Genomic DNA, 14480 nt, shown 5'->3' with positions numbered 1-14480 from the left:
ACCACATGGATACCGATTCCTGGGGCCCCACGTACCGAGGACGCTGATGTCTCAACTTCGCGCACCCGACGCGCGACCGGAACGCCGAGAGGGCGGGCGGCACGGCCGACCGGGCGCCCGTTCCCACTCGGCCGCGGCCAGACCGCGCGCTGCCCAGCCGTCCCCCGAGGCGCGTATACGCCCCCAACTCCTGCGCACCGCCGTGCTGCCGGCCACCGCCGTCATGCTGACCGGCGCAGCGGCCGTCATCCTCACGGTCCGCTCCACCGGCGCCGCGCCGTCCACCGAGCTGTGGACCGCGCTCGGCGCGGCCGCGGCACTGGCGGTCGCCGCCGTCGCGGCGGCCTTCCTCGCCGCCAACCGCGTCGCCACCACCGTCCTCGGGCGGTGCTTCGCCCTGCGCCGGGCCAGCGCGCAGGGCCAGGCCGAACTGCAGCAGGTGGTGGAACAGCTCCGCAACGGCGAACCCGTACCCACCCGCCGGGTCCCGCAGCCCACCGCCCCCGGCAGCGACGCCTTCGAGCTGCTGGCGCAGGAGCTCGGCCGCCAGCAGGAAGCGGCCGTCGCCGCCGTCGTACAGGCCTCCCGGCTCTCCGAGCACACCGGCGAGGACCAGAAGGTCGAGGTCTTCGTCAACCTCGCCCGTCGGCTCCAGTCACTCGTGCACCGGGAGATCCAGCTGCTCGACGAGCTGGAGCACGAGGTCGAGGACCCGGATCTCCTGAAGGGCCTCTTCCAGGTCGACCACCTGGCCACCCGGATCCGTCGGCACGCCGAGAACCTCGCGGTCCTGGGCGGCGCCGTCTCCAGGCGGCAGTGGAGCAACCCGGTCACCATGACCGAGGTGCTGCGCTCCGCGATCGCCGAGGTCGAGCAGTACCCGCGGGTCAAGCTCGTGCCCCCGATCGACGGCACCCTGCGCGGGCACGCCGTGGCCGACGTGATCCACCTCCTGGCCGAACTGGTCGAGAACGCCACGGTGTTCTCCGCCCCCCAGACCCAGGTGCTGCTGCGCGCCCAGCACGTCACGGCGGGCCTCGCCCTTGAGGTGGAGGACCGGGGGCTCGGCATGCCGGGCAACGAGCAGAAGCGGATGAACGCCCTGCTCGCCGACCCCGACCAGGTCAATGTCGCCCGACTGCTCCAGGACGGCCGGATCGGGCTGTTCGTGGTGGCCTCGCTGGCCCGCAGGCACGGCATCGCCGTACGGCTGCAGAGCAACATCTACGGCGGCACGCAGGCCGTACTGGTGCTTCCGCAGTCCCTGCTCGGAGCGGCGGACGACACCGCGGCCGGCGAGACACCCACCCCGCCCCCCGGCCCCGTGCACCGCCCGCCCCCGCTGGACGAGGCCGCCGCCCCCCGCGATCTCGGCCCGGCCCCGACGCCCGCCCCCGAGCCGGAGCGTCGGCCCTACGTGCCGCAACAGCAGCAACTGCGGATGCACCAGCCGCAGCAGACCCGGCGCCAGGGCGAGGCCCCCCCGCTCCCGCTGCGCGCCGAACGCCTCGACCGGCCCACCCCCGCCGAGGCCCGCCCCGGCATCCCTCCGGCCGACGACGCGGTCCCGGCGCTCCCCCCGGAGACCGGGGTCGTACGCGGCACGATGGACCGCCCGCAGCTTCCCCGCCGCGCGAACCAGGAGCACCTGGTGCCCCAGCTCAGGGAAGCACCGGCCCCGCGCACCGACGAGGAGCCGACCCTGCACGATCCGGGCCTGGTGGCGGCCTTCCGGCGCGGCATCGACCTCGGGGAGGCCCGAGCGGACGCGGAGCCGGGGGCGGAGCCCGTACCGGAGTCCGTCCTCGGGACGGAGCCGGCGGCGGTGCCGGCCGCCGGGACACCGCTGGATCCGCTTCCGGTCCGGGGCGCCCCGGCGCCGGGCCAGCTCCTGCGGACCGGCTCGTACCACAGCGATCAAGACCCACTCGACGTGAACACCTCCAAGGAGTAGATGCACCATGGCGACCGATATGCCGTCCGGTCAGGTCTCGGACCTCGACTGGCTGCTGAGCGGGCTGGTACAGCGCGTGCCGTACACCCGCAGCGCGGTCCTGCTCTCCGCCGACGGGCTGGTGAAATCCCTCCACGGCATGGACGCCGACAGCGCCGACCACATGGCGGCGCTGGCGGCCGGGCTGTACTCCCTCGGCCGCAGTGCCGGGGCGCGGTTCGGGGACAACGGGGAGGTGCGCCAAGTGGTGGTGGAGCTCGACTCGACCCTGCTCTTCGTCGCCACCGCCGGTTCCGGCACCTGTCTTGCCGTGCTCGCCGGGCGCAGCGCCGACGCCGCCGTGCTCGGCTACGAGATGGCCATGCTGGTCAAGAGCGTCCGGCCCTATCTGATGACCCCGACCAGACAAGCGGCCGGGGTGCCGGGCGCCACGGGGCTGTGAGCGTGTCGGCCACCCAGGACGCGCCGTTGCTCGACGATGCGGCGGGCCGCCTCATCCGCCCCTACACGGTGAGCGGCGGCCGCACCCGACCCACCACCGTGCTCGACCTGCTCTCCCTGGTGATGGCCACCGGCACCGTCCCGCAGGTCCACCTCGGCCCCGAGCACTCGGTGGCGCTGGGTCTGTGCGGCGGGCCCACCTCGGTGGCCGAGATCGCCGCCCACCTGCGGCTGCCCGCGGTCGTCACCAAGGTGCTCCTCTCCGACCTGGTCGACTGCGGAGCGGTCACCGCGCACCCGCCCGCCTTCCATGACATGCCCACCGACCGATCCCTGCTGGAGGCAGTGCTCGATGGCTTACGACGACAGCTCTGACGGTTTCGACGGCTCCGCCCCGTACCCGGGGTCCGGGAGCCCCGGAAACGTCGGCTACGCGCAGGAGCCCAGCAGCCCGGAGGGCTTTCCCGTCGCGCTCAAGGTGCTGGTCGCGGGTGGTTTCGGGGTCGGCAAGACGACGTTCGTCGGCGCGGTCAGCGAAATCGCGCCGCTGAGCACGGAGGAGTTGCTGACCCAGGTCAGCGCGGCGACGGACAGCCTCGAAGGCATCGAGTCGAAGACCTCGACCACGGTGGCCATGGACTTCGGCCGGATCACGCTGGACGAGAGCCACGTGCTCTACCTGTTCGGCACCCCCGGCCAGGAACGGTTCTGGTTCATGTGGGACGAGCTCTCGCAGGGCGCGCTCGGAGCCGTGGTCATCGCGGACACCCGCAGGCTGGAGGAGTGCTTCGCGGCCGTCGACTTCTTCGAGCGGCGCGGCATCGGGTTCATCGTCGCGGTCAACGAGTTCGACGGCGCCTTCCGCTACGGCCCCGAGGAGGTGCGGGCCGCGCTCGACCTGGCACCCGCGGTACCGGTCGTCCTCTGCGACGCCCGGATCGCCAGCTCGGGAACCGGCGCGCTGGTCACCCTCCTCCAGCACCTCATCAACGCCACCGCGGAGCCGGCCCCGCTCTCAGGCCACGGCAGTTTCGGAGTCCATACGTGATCCCGCACGCCATCGGACGGATGCTGCTGACCCCCGTCGACAGCGACGCCCCCGTCCGGACCCAGCGGCTGCGCAGCCTTGACCTGGGGGAGCGGAGCGACGCCTCGTTCGACAACTTCGACGCCTTCGCCGACCGGGTGGCCGAAGTGACCGAAGTGCCCTTCTCCATGGTCAATTTCATCGATGGCAACCGGCAGTTCTACGCCGGACTGCACACCCCCGCGGGCACCCGCAGGGGTGCCGACCTGGGCGCCACGGCGGCGGGCAGCGGCCGCAGCGGGCGCTATGTCGCCCTCGACCACGGCTACTGCCCGCACGTCGTGGTCCGGCGAAGAGCGCTGGTCCTGGAGGACGTCTGCGACTATCCGAGGTTCGCCGGGAACCCGGTCGTCGACGACATAGGCATCCGCTCCTACCTCGGGGCGCCGCTCATCGACCGCACGGGGATCGCCCTGGGCGCCGTCTGCGCGGTGGACACCGTGCCCCGCCCGTGGGGGCGGGCCGGGCTCGACACGATCAAGTCCCTCGCGCAGGAGCTGATCGGTCACATCCACAGCCGGGAGGACAACAGCATCGGGATCTGAGCCCGGCCCGCCGGCCGGGGCCCTCGGCCGGTCAGACCTCGACCCGGCTCCCGTCCAGGAAGGTCAGGACCACCGCGTCGCCGTCCACCCGCACGCGCACCGCCGTCCGCAGCGCCTCCGGATGGACACTGTCGCGCGAGAGCACGACGAGCGACACCCGCACGCTCCGGCCGCCCGGACCGGGCGCGCTGCGCAGATACGGCACCGCCGAGTGCGGTCCGTACGCGTTGGACTCGACATCGCGTGCCACCGCCGCCCCGTCGGCGCCGCCGTCCCACCCGTACAGCGCGACCACCGCACTGGTCAGCCCGTCGGCCGTGCGGGCGAGCGCCCAGTCCGGACCGGAGGAGGCGAACGGGCTGATCGGGCCGGCGACCGCGTGGCCGCCCTCCCGGACCGAGGCGCCCTCGGGCGCATCGACCCGGTGCACCCGGATCTCCCACGGTCCGTGCAGCACGCTCGTCGTCCCGATCCGGTACGCGCGCTCGTCGCCCGGCAGCCGCGCCGCCGACCAGGAGGCGGCGACGCGGCCCTCGCAGCTCACGGGATGGATCCGGCGGCGGCGGGACGGGGTGCCGTCCGGGGCGATCAGGGACAGCTGGTTGTCGATGTTGCGGGCCATGGCGTGCGGCGCGGATTCCGGTGCGGTCGCCGTCGAGTACCCGAGCTTCGCGTAGTGCGGGTCGTCCTCTCCCGCGCCCAGGTCCGGATCGGCTCCGGGCGAATCTCCCTCGGGCGCGGGAGGGTTGTGGTCGCTGCCGTGGTTGACCAGCCGGACGATCCCGTCGTGCCGGGTGCCGTGCAGCAGCCAGCCCGGTGCGGGCAGTGCGGTGTACGTGTCGGACTCCTCGACGGGCAGCGGGAGTTCCCGCGCGGTCCACACCGCGTGGTCCGCCGGGAGCAGCAGCCCGAGGAAACCCTTGCTCGCCCAGTAGGGCGAGGCCGGACCCGAGTACGGCTGGGTGGACGGCAGGAAGGTGTCGTACCAGCCGAGCGTCAGCAGCCCCCGCTCGTCCGGTACCCCGCGCTCCGCGAAGTGCCGCAGTGTGCCGGAGGCGAGCCTGCGGGTGAGTCCGGGCGCCAGCGGCGTGCAGTCCGCGAGCGCGCCCATCCATACCGGGGCCAGTGAGGCGAAGCGGTACGCGAGCGAACGGCCCTGGTGGACCGGGGCGCCGTCGGCCCCGAAGAAGTGCGGGTAGTCCTCCAGGAACCGGCTGAGCCGCTCCCGGTACACCGAGGCCCGGCCGCCGTCGCCGTCCGGCCCGGCGATCCGTGCCCACAGCAGCGGGTACAGGTGCATCGCCCAGCCGATGTAGTAGTCGAAGTTGCGGCCGTCCCCGTCGGTGTACCAGCCGTCACCGACGTACCAGTCCTCGATCCTGTCGAGTCCGCCCTCGATGTCCGACCGGCTGTACGGGGCGCCCACAGAGGCGAGGAACTGCTCCGAAACCACCTGGAACAGCCGCCAGTTGTTGTCCCAGGTGCGGCCGCCGACGAACCCGGAGAGCCAGTCGACGACCCGCTCCTGGACCCCGGCGTCGAGCCGGTCCCAGATCCACGGCCGTGTCTCGTGCAGCGCGACCGCGATGGACGCCGCCTCCACCATCTGCTGCGAACAGTCCGTCAGCCGCGGCCAGGCCTCGTCGCTGCCGGGATCCGTACCGGCGGCGAGACCGGCCGCGTAGCGCTCGGTCAGCGAGGGGTCGACCGCCCCGCCCGCGCCCGCGATCCGGCAGGCGGCGAGCAGGAACGACCGGGCGAAGCCCTCAAGACCGTCAGAGACGACCCCCGACCAACTGCCCCGGCCGGGCAGCCGGTACTGCGCGAAGCCGGGGGTGGCGTACGGCGTCAGCGCGTCCAGCATCCGGTCGGCGGTCGCCTCCCAGTGCGCCCGGGTCCAGCCGGTACGTGACGACAGGACCCGGTCGGTCGGCGGCAGTTGCAGATGCGGGGCGACGGACATGGTGGCGCTGCTCCTCGGGTTCGAGCTCAAAAAAGTTGGTTACAGGACGAGTTCGGCGTGGTGGCCGTGACCGCGTGAACCGCCGGCCTTGATGGTGAGGACGATCCTGCGGCCGGGGGCGACGCTCACGGTGGCATCGGATTCCGCCACCGACCGCACCCGGAAGGGCAGTTCGAGCGTGAGCGAGGTCTGGGTCCGGCCCGGATCCGCCACCGCGACCGACACCCGCGAACCCCTCCGCCGCACGAGCACGGAGGCCGGTCCCGACGAGGCGATCCCGGCCGCGGACCCGGCGTCCCAGAAGTGCGCGGCGGTCAGTCCGGCCCGGCGGTCCTCCACGGCCTGGGCGGCGGCGTCGTTGGCGACGATCCGGACCGGCCGGGAGTGCGACCAGATGGCGGTGGCGGCGGCCGACGCACCGGGCAGAGTTACGTAGGCGTAGCCGGCGTCGTCGGGAGAGACGCCGTGGTCGACCCAGAGCGTGAGGTAGCGGCGGGTGACGGGATCGGCGCTGCCACCTGTGTCGGCGCCCGTGTTGATGGCCCGCCACGTCCCGGTGCGCTCCTCGCGCAGGGTGCGCAGCGGGGCCCCCTCGGGGAAGACGTAGCCGCCGGTCCCGTCGAGATGCGCCCACCGGGCCCGGCGGAACTCATCGGCCCGGCCCTGCTCCACGGGGAGCGGGATCCCGTCGACCAGGAGCCGGTTGCGGCCCCGCGCGCCGAGGTTGCGGTTCTCCACGATCGTCTCGACCGTCCGGCCGTCGCTCGCGGTGATCCCCGCGCCGAGCGCGACGACCGCGTTGTCCAGCAGGAACCACGCCTTCCTGGTCCGCAGCGTGCTGCCGGGGGCGCCGGTCACCTCCATCGCGGCCACCGTGTACCGGTCGTCCAGTACGGCCCCGCCCGCGACGCTGTTCGACGGCAGGTAGGTGGAGGTGCCCGCGCCGGTGCCGAGGTCGTCGCGGCGGCGGGTGTCGACCGTGGTTCCGGGGAGCCGGTACGGGTCGACGGTCGGCCAGAAGCCGTCGTTGTACTGCCCCAGGTCTTCGCCGTCGTACAGATACGTCATGCCGTCGCCGGTGTACCAGCCGTGCAGGTTCTCGCCGTTGCCCGCCTCGTACGCGGAGATCCGCTTCGAGGACAGCGACAGGGCGCAGGCCCAGCCGGGGCGGCGGTGCACCACCCGGTCCATGTCCGCGAGGACGAAGCTGCCCGTCGTGCGCGCCCCGGCGTGGATGGAGCGGTCGTCGAGCACGGCCTTGGCCAGGGCCAGTTGGGGGAGGGTGGCGAGGGAAGCGAACGGGGTGGTGCGATTGCGGGTCAGCCAGCCCTTGGCCAGTGACCGCCAGCTGTCCGCGTAGGAGGCTGGTGCGCCGGACGCGAGGAGGAGGATCGCCGCGACGGCCGAGGCGCCGTCCCGGTGGTCGCCCGCGCGCTCCCGCGAGACGGCCCGCCCGCGTACCGAGTCCATCATCAGCCCGTCGAACACCACCGGGGCGAAGCTCCGCTCCACGGCCTCGTACATGACGGAGACCTCCGGGTCCGCGACCGCCCACGGCGAGTCCGCGAGAAGGGCGATCAGCCAGGCCGCGCCGCCGAGCAGCACCGTGCCGTACGAGCCGGTGTAGGCGACCACGTCGTGCTGGACGAACGAGCCGTCCTGGTAGAAGCCGTCACCCGAACTCGCGTATCGGAAGAGGCTGTTGCGACCTGAGTCGCGCACGTCGGAGAGGGCGTCACGGGCCGACGACACCTTGTCCGCGTCCCTGCCGAGCAGCCCGTGCAGCGCCACGGTCACCGCCTTGTCGGTGCGGTTGGCGCCGGTCTCCGGCAGCGTCGGGGAGTTGGTCCGGCGGTCCGCGTCGGGGCAGAACCGGTCGACGACGGCCAGATAGTCCGTCAGGTCATCCTCGGGCAGCTGACCGCGCAGCAGCACACAGCAGTCCATCAGCGCGCGGGGAGCGCCGATCTCCCAGAACCACCAGTTGCCGCTCTCCTTCGCCTGCGGATGGTAGGCGGTGTCGTACGTGAAGCGCAGGGCGTCGAGCAGGGCCTGCGCGGTCGCCGCGTCGCCGTGCAGGGCGGCTCCGGGCGTGGCCCACGCGGTGGCGAGGGTGCGCAGCCGGGTGTAGCTCTGCCCGAAGTTGCCCGGATCCGTGACGGGGGAGAGGTCGGCCCACAGCGCGGTCCGTGCGGCGCCGCGGTCCAGGGTGTCCCACAGGTCCTTCGCCGTGCTGTCCAGTGCCGCGAGGGCGGCGGCGACGTCGGGGTCGGACGGCTCCGACCCGCCTCCGGTGATCAGGGTCTCCGCCCGCAGGAGGAGTCCGTCGAAGTCCTGGTCCGCGCCGGTCGCGGTGTCCGGCGCGCTGTCCGCGGCCTGCGCGGTGCCCGCTGCCGGGGCGAGCGTCGCGCCGACGGCCGCGGCGCCGCTCGCGGCGAGAAGGGTCCTTCTGCTCAGTTGCACGATGACTCCCTGTCCTGTTCGGCTGCGTCGTCCATGTCCTGTGCCGCTCAGTCGGAGAGCGTGCTCGGGTCGACGTCAGGCCGGGGCAGGTTCAGGGCGGCGAGTTCCGCCCTGCCGACGGCGTCGATGGGGAAGGCCCAGGTGTTGACGAAGAAGTCGGTGAGGTCGCGGCCCGCGACGCGGCTGGAGTAGGTGGCCAGTGCCCGGTAGCGCTTGTCGTTCTCCGTGGAGTCGGACTGCGGGTTCTCCTCGCGCACCAGCTTGTGCAGCCGGGGCCAGAAGTCGTCCCCGAAGGCCAGCTCCAGCTGACGCAGCGGCACGAGCTTCTCGTAGGCGCCGAACGACTTCTCGTAACTCAGCCCGTCGGTGCCGAACTTGGCCCGCGCGGTCTGGAAGGCGGTCAGCCCGGTCGCCGGGTCGACCGTGAGCAGGTTGGACGGCTGGTCCAGGGTGCGCTGCGCCGCCAGCGAGTAGATGTTCACCGTCACCTCGGTGAGGCCGCCCGGCTTGTAGGCCATCTGCTGATGCAGGTGGCCCAGCTCGTGGTAGAGCCCCCAGCCGCGCGTCCGCAGCCCCTCGACGGTGGTGGCCCGGTCGAGATAGGCGCGCGGGAAGCCGTTGTAGCCGTGCGTGGCGTACGCGCCGACACCGGTCGGCACCTTGCTGACCTCGGTGAAGTGGTACGGGCCCGCCTTGCGCCGGTGCACCGGGCGCGAACCGTCGAGGCCGCTGATCCGGGCGTGCGAGTCGATGATCGTCCCGACCAGGCGGATCAGTGCGGCGTGGTCCTCGTCCCGGTACAGCAGCGCGCCGTCCCGGGTCAGCGTCATGATCGTGTCCGGCCCGTGGAGTTCGACCCAGGGCGACTCTGTGAGGGTGTCCAGCTGTCGCTGGTAGTCCGCCTCCGTGGTGCGCCCCAGCGTGAAGACCGGCATGGGGATGGCTCCGGAACGGATGAGCACGGAGGCCCGTTCGCCGTTCCCGGTGAGCGTCAGGTAGACCGGGCCGCCGTGCGGGTCCGTGACGGTGTTGGCGCCCGCGGTCAGCGGATAGGAGCGTGGCTCTGTGATCTCGCCGTAGTAGTCCCAGGCGCCGATCCAGAGCGTGGGCACCAGGCCGTCGTGCGGCCGGACCGTCAGCGAGAGCGGGGTGCCGGCGGGAACGTACAGGCCGGTCGGCTGGAACTCGGAGCCGCGCAGCGCCTGTGCGAGCCGCAGCCGTTCGGCCTCCGCGGCGGGGCGGGCGGTGACGGTCAGGGCGACGGGGCGGGTGGCCGGCCGGCGGGGGGCGGCCTGAGCGGCGGGGACGGCGGCGCCGAGTGCGGCCACCGCCCCGGCGCCGGCCGCGGCGGCGAGTACGGAGCGGCGACCGATCGTGGAGGCGGACCGGGGGGAGGGGGTGTGCTGACGCATGCGGAACTCTCCCTGCAGAAACGAACGAGGGGCGGAAGCGTGCGGAACGGGGTAGGACGTGCCGTCAGCATGTAAGCGGTTGCTGTCGAGCCGCAAGGGGAGTCGGGAAGTTACTGTCATTTTCTATGGCCAACTGCGGACAGGCAGGAAGTAACCGGTCAACCGCGCGCGGGCCTGCCGGCCCGGGGACCGACGGAATCGCGTACCACGATGTGGGTGCCGAGCCGCAGCGCGCCCGTGGTCGGCTCCCGCCAGTCGTCCTCGTCGCCGCCGGAGACGGCCAGCCGCACGGCCTGGCGGCCCATCTCCTCCAGCGGAATGTGGACGGTGGTCAGCCGGGGGCGCAGCTCCTGGGCGACGGGGATGTCGTCGTAGCCCACCAGCGAGATGTCCTTCGGCACGTGCAGACCGGCCTCTTCCAGGGCCTGTGCGGCGCCTGCGGCGACCATGTCGTTGGCCGCGAACACGGCGGTGAAGTCCAGCCCTTCACGGATCAGTTCGGCCATCCGCCGGTAGCCGAAGTTGCGGCTGAAGGCGCCCGACTGCACCAGGCCGGGATCGGCGGGCAGCCCGCGCAGTTCCAGGGCGCGGCGGTGGCCGGCGAGGCGCTCGCGGGTGGTGGAGAGTTTGGGCGGGCCGCCGAGGTAGAGGATGCGCTCGTGGCCCTGCATCAGCAGGTGGTCGGTGATCGCGAAGGCGCCGCCCTCGTTGTCGTACTCGACGGAGGCGGTCGGCGCCGCCTCGTCCAGCGGCGGCCTGCCGCACAGCACCAGCTTGGAGCCGCCCGCGTCCAGCTCGCGCGCCCGGCGGGCCAGCTCGGAGGTGTAGCCGCGATCGGCGATGGAGCCGCCGACCACCACCACCGCGTCGGCCCTGCGCTCGTGCATCAGGTCGATGAAGGCCAGCTCGCGCTGCGGGTCGCCCTGGGTGCAGCACACCAGGCAGAGCCGGCCGCCGAGCGCGGCCTCGCGCTCCACGCCCCGCGCGATGTACGCGTAGAAGGGGTCGATGACCTCGTTGACGATGATGCCGACGGTGCGGTTGGAGACCCCGGCCAGCGCGCGGGCGTGCGCGTTGACGACGTAACCGAGCTCGCGCATGGCCGACTCGACGCGCTCCCGGGTCGCCTCCGCGACGGGGTAGTTGCGGTTCAGGACGCGTGAGACGGTGGCCGTCGAGACCCCTGCGCGCCGCGCGACGTCGGTGACCGTCGCCCGCCGCTGTCCGTCCGCGGCCGTGCTCTGCCGGCGCATCCGGCTCACCCCCTGGTGGCTGTTGTGTGACGCCGAGCCTAGAGCCTGCGGCGGGACGGGGTTCATGCGATCCTCCCCAGGTCCGCCCGGTGCACCGGGTGCCCGAAGGGCTCGTCCCGCGCGTACCGGGCCAGCTCGTCGACGGCGAGTGCGCCGAGGCGGCCCACCTCGTTGCCCTGGGCGCCCGCGAGGTGCGGGGTCAGGAAGACGTTGGGCAGATCCCACAGCGGGTGACCGGGCGGCAGCGGCTCCGGCGAGGTCACGTCCAGGACCGCGTCGAGCCGCCCGCTGACCAGGTGCCCGGTCAGCGCCTCGGTGTCCACCAGCGGGCCCCGGGCGGTGTTGACGAGCAGGGTGCCGGGGCGCATCAGGCCGATCCGGCGGGCGTCGATGATGCCCCGGGTCTCGGGCGTGTCAGGGGCGTGCACGGTCACCACGTCGCTGGTCGCGACCAGGGTGTCCAGGTCCGCCGGGGTGACGCCGAGGAGTGCGGCCTCCGCGGCGCCCACGTACGGGTCGTAGAGCAGCACCTCCGCCTCCAGGACCCGCAGCAGCTCGATGACCCGGCGGCCGATCCTGGAGGCCCCGACCACACCGATCCGCAGCCCGTGCGTGCCGAGCCAGTGCTGCCGGTCGAGGTCGGCGCCGGTGCGGTGGGTGCGGCGCTCCCGGTAGAGCCCCGACAGCGGGAACACCCGTTTCGCGCCCATGATGATCGCGGCCAGGGTGAACTCCGCCACCGGCACGGCGTTGGCGGAGGCGGCGGAGGAGACGACGATCCCCCGGTCGAAGGCCTCCGGGGACAGAAACGTCTTCACCGTGCCGGCCGCGTGGATCACGGCCCGCAGCGCGGGCGCCCTCTCCAGCAGCGCCGCGTCCACGGGCGGACAGCCCCAGCCGGTCAGCAGCACCTCGGCGGCGGACAGCGCCGCGGTGGCGGCGGGGGAGTCGAACTCGCTGATCACGGACGGGTCGAGGAGCTCCGCCGTCTCCTCCAGCCGGGCCCGGACGGGAGGCGGGAAAACCTCGTCCAGCAGTCCGGGGCTCATGACCAGAACCGTGCGCGGCCGCCTTCCGGGCGGGGTCGCGGTATCGGTACCGGATTGAGCCGGTGCCTCTTCGGTGGTTCGCACCCTGCCTCCGGACAGTAATCGCGTTCTATGGAATGACCGGCACGCTAGGGAGCGTGACGCCCGACCGTCAAGCTCCCTCCGCCTGCAACTGACCTGATTCAGACAGTATGCGGGGATTTTCGAGGCCGGATTTCCTTCGGAGAGCACTGCGAAACAAAGACGTTCGCTCGGATCTCTTGACGCTTGGGTTAACCGCTTACTAACTTGCGGCCGCAGAAGGCTCACCACGCGCCACCCGGCCGAACAGGACGCACCATGGCTGACACAGCACCCCCGCTGCCGCGGGAAAAACGGCGGCAGCGGGCCGATGAACCCGCCCCGCCCGAAGCCCGGACCGCTGCCGCGCCACACCGGCTGACGCTCGGACAGCGGATCAAGCGCGACCGGGTGATGCTGCTGCTCACCCTGCCCGGACTGCTCTACTTCGTCGTCTTCCACTACGTGCCGCTGCTCGGGTACGTGGTGGCGTTCCAGGACTACCAGCCGTACCTCGGCTACATGCACAGCGTCTGGGTCGGCTTCGCCAACTTCTCCTCGGCGTTCGGTGAACCCGCCTTCTGGAGCGCGACGTTCAACACCCTGGAGATCGCCCTCATCCAGCTGGTGTTCTTCTTCCCGATCCCGGTCGCCCTGGCCCTGCTGCTCAACAGCATCGCGAGCGACCGGATCCGGCGATTCGTGCAGAGCGTCGTCTACCTGCCGCACTTCATCGGCTGGGTCATCATCGTCTCGATCTTCCAGCAGATCCTGGGCGGCGCCGGGCTGCTGCCCGATGTGCTGGGCGGTCTGGGGCTGCCCCGCTACGACATGATGAGCGACCCCGACGCCTTCCCCTGGCTGCTGACCCTCCAGGTGGCCTGGAAGGACGCCGGCTGGGGCACGATCATCATCCTGGCCGCGCTCCTGAACATCGACCGGCAGAGCTACGAGGCCGCCGCGATCGACGGCGCGGGCCCCCGGCGCCGGCTCTGGCACGTGACCCTGCCGGGCATCGCCCCCGTACTGATCCTGCTGCTGATCCTCAACCTCGGGCAGATCCTCTCCGTCGGCTTCGAGCAGATCCTGCTCCAGCGCGACGCGGTCGGCCCGGACGCCGGTGAGGTCCTCGACACGTACGTCTACTACCACGGCATCAAGGACAACGACTGGGGCGTCGCCGCCGCCGTCGGACTCGTCAAGGCCGTCATCGGCACCGTACTCGTGCTGGGCGCGAACAAGCTCGCCCACCGACTCGGCCACGAAGGGGTGTACCGCGGTGCTGACCGCTGAGAAGACCCGCGCCACGTCCGCGACGACGGCGCCCGCGCCCCGTCCGGCCCGGAAGCCCAGGACCGACGGCAGACCGCCGTGGATGGAACGCCCGACCCGGATGGGACAGACCGCCAAGGCGGTGGCCGTCGTCGTGGTCGTCCTCGCCGTCGCCTATCCGCTGGTCGGCGTCATCGGAACGAGCTTCGCCTCGCAGACCGACATCATCAAGGCCTCCGGCCTCGTCCTGTGGCCCGACCACCCCAACCTCGACGCCTACCGGACGATCTTCACGGGCGGCGTCGTCACCCGGGCGCTGCTCGTCTCCGTGGGCATCACCGTGTTCGGCACCCTGGCCAGTCTGCTCGTCACGATCGGCATGGCGTACGGACTCTCCCGCCGCGAGGTCACCGGCTCCCGCCCCATCCTGATGATCGCCCTGTTCACCATGCTGTTCAACGCGGGCATCATCCCGAACTTCCTGCTGGTCAAGGGGCTCGGGCTGTACGACACCTACGCGGCGCTCGTCATGCCCACCCTGGTCAGCGCCTTCAACCTGGTCGTCCTGCGGTCCTTCTTCATGGGCCTGCCGGACGAGCTGTACGACGCGGCGAAGGTCGACGGCGCCGGCGACATCCGCATCCTGGTGCGGATCGTCCTCCCGCTCTCCAAAGCGGTCCTCGCCGTGATCAGCCTCTTCTACGCGGTGACGTACTGGAACGCCTTCTTCAACTCGCTCCTGTACCTCAACGACTCCGACAAATGGCCGCTGCCCATGGTGCTGCGGACCTACGTCCTCCAGGGCCAGAGCCTGAACTCGGCCTCGGCCGGCGAGGTGCTCGCCCCGCAGCAGGCCGTCCAGATGGCGGTCCTGGTGATCGCCGTCGTACCGATCCTCTGCGTCTATCCGTTCCTCCAGCGCTACTTCACCAAGGGCGTGCTCACCGGCGCCGTCAAGGGCTGAGCGCAGCCACCGCCCCC

The 14480-nt window shown here is 72.2% G+C and carries 12 protein-coding genes; 7 read left to right on the top strand and 5 right to left on the bottom strand.

What is annotated here, in order from left to right; genetic code table 11:
- Positions 1-46: 46 nt before the first annotated feature.
- From ACFVQ0_RS03200 to ACFVQ0_RS03180, 5 genes are read left to right on the top strand one after another with little or no spacing between them, the layout of a single operon-like run.
- Positions 47-1954: an ATP-binding protein gene (locus ACFVQ0_RS03200; RefSeq protein ID WP_390084019.1), complete on the top strand. Its 1908-nt coding sequence runs from the start codon at positions 47-49 to the stop codon at positions 1952-1954.
- Between the two features lie 7 nt (positions 1955-1961).
- Positions 1962-2396 (top strand): roadblock/LC7 domain-containing protein, encoded by a 435-nt coding sequence (locus ACFVQ0_RS03195; RefSeq protein ID WP_389216903.1) that lies wholly within the window; start codon positions 1962-1964, stop codon positions 2394-2396.
- Positions 2397-2398: 2 nt separating this feature from the next.
- A complete protein-coding gene (locus tag ACFVQ0_RS03190) occupies positions 2399-2770 on the top strand; it encodes a DUF742 domain-containing protein (protein WP_185092623.1) in 372 nt (123 codons plus the stop codon).
- Positions 2748-3443 (top strand): ATP/GTP-binding protein, encoded by a 696-nt coding sequence (locus ACFVQ0_RS03185; protein WP_390084017.1) that lies wholly within the window; start codon positions 2748-2750, stop codon positions 3441-3443. Before ACFVQ0_RS03190 ends, ACFVQ0_RS03185 begins: the two co-directional genes overlap by 23 nt.
- A complete protein-coding gene (locus tag ACFVQ0_RS03180) occupies positions 3440-4027 on the top strand; it encodes a GAF domain-containing protein (protein ID WP_390084015.1) in 588 nt (195 codons plus the stop codon). Before ACFVQ0_RS03185 ends, ACFVQ0_RS03180 begins: the two co-directional genes overlap by 4 nt.
- 31 nt (positions 4028-4058) lie before the next feature.
- Here the strand turns inward: ACFVQ0_RS03180 and ACFVQ0_RS03175 are convergent, their stop codons facing one another.
- The 5 genes from ACFVQ0_RS03175 to ACFVQ0_RS03155 form a co-directional block, all read right to left on the bottom strand.
- Positions 4059-5990 carry a DUF2264 domain-containing protein gene (locus ACFVQ0_RS03175; protein ID WP_390084013.1) on the bottom strand — a complete coding sequence of 644 codons (1932 nt, stop codon included), beginning with the start codon at positions 5988-5990 and terminating at the stop codon, positions 4059-4061.
- Positions 5991-6029: 39 nt separating this feature from the next.
- Complete coding sequence (locus tag ACFVQ0_RS03170; protein WP_390084011.1) at positions 6030-8453, bottom strand: polysaccharide lyase 8 family protein; 2424 nt, start codon at positions 8451-8453, stop codon at positions 6030-6032.
- A gap of 47 nt (positions 8454-8500) precedes the next feature.
- Positions 8501-9865: a M60 family metallopeptidase gene (locus ACFVQ0_RS03165; RefSeq protein ID WP_390084009.1), complete on the bottom strand. Its 1365-nt coding sequence runs from the start codon at positions 9863-9865 to the stop codon at positions 8501-8503.
- 158 nt (positions 9866-10023) lie between these two features.
- The gene (locus ACFVQ0_RS03160) at positions 10024-11118 is read right to left on the bottom strand and encodes a LacI family DNA-binding transcriptional regulator (RefSeq protein WP_390084007.1); all 1095 of its coding nucleotides are present in this window, start codon (positions 11116-11118) and stop codon (positions 10024-10026) included.
- Positions 11119-11180: 62 nt separating this feature from the next.
- Positions 11181-12167: a hydroxyacid dehydrogenase gene (locus ACFVQ0_RS03155; RefSeq protein WP_390084005.1), complete on the bottom strand. Its 987-nt coding sequence runs from the start codon at positions 12165-12167 to the stop codon at positions 11181-11183.
- Positions 12168-12506: 339 nt separating this feature from the next.
- On the opposite strand from ACFVQ0_RS03155, the gene ACFVQ0_RS03150 reads away from it, so the two are divergent.
- Both ACFVQ0_RS03150 and ACFVQ0_RS03145 read left to right on the top strand, forming a co-directional pair.
- Complete coding sequence (locus tag ACFVQ0_RS03150) at positions 12507-13520, top strand: ABC transporter permease subunit (RefSeq protein WP_328864577.1); 1014 nt, start codon at positions 12507-12509, stop codon at positions 13518-13520.
- Positions 13521-13602: 82 nt separating this feature from the next.
- Complete coding sequence (locus tag ACFVQ0_RS03145) at positions 13603-14463, top strand: carbohydrate ABC transporter permease (RefSeq protein WP_390085356.1); 861 nt, start codon at positions 13603-13605, stop codon at positions 14461-14463.
- The last annotated feature ends 17 nt before the right edge of the window (positions 14464-14480 follow it).

Source organism: Streptomyces sp. NPDC057900, assembly GCF_042887885.1.
Taxonomy (GTDB): domain Bacteria; phylum Actinomycetota; class Actinomycetes; order Streptomycetales; family Streptomycetaceae; genus Streptomyces.
The sequence above is the reverse complement of the archived record's forward strand: the minus strand, read 5'-3'. Positions and strand labels throughout refer to the sequence as shown.